This window comes from Leifsonia sp. HAY1-4F (assembly GCF_056755275.1).
In genome coordinates, this window is sequence record NZ_JBNDHX010000731.1 from 1 (window position 1) to 230 (window position 230).

1 protein-coding gene is annotated in these 230 nt (G+C 57.4%); it reads left to right on the forward strand.

What is annotated here, in order from left to right; genetic code table 11:
• Positions 1 to 10: 10 nt before the first annotated feature.
• Positions 11 to 151: a DUF3060 domain-containing protein gene (locus ACPYOG_RS21140; protein ID WP_481295995.1), complete on the forward strand. Its 141-nt coding sequence runs from the start codon at positions 11 to 13 to the stop codon at positions 149 to 151.
• The last annotated feature ends 79 nt before the right edge of the window (positions 152 to 230 follow it).

The following is a 230-nucleotide window of genomic DNA, read 5'->3' on the forward strand; positions in this document are numbered from 1 at the left end:
GGACATCACGGTGGAGGGTGCGAACAACAAGGTCGACGTGGACTCGGCAGAGACCCTTTCGGTCGTCGGCCTCACCAACAAGATCACCTACGGCAAGATCACCACCATCTGCCACTTCACAGGCATCGACAACAGCACGCGCGCCCGCTGAGCATCCCGCGGACAGAATCTGCGTCCACATCCCCGCATCAATCCAGACCACAAGGAATTTTCATGACAACAGTTGAGAG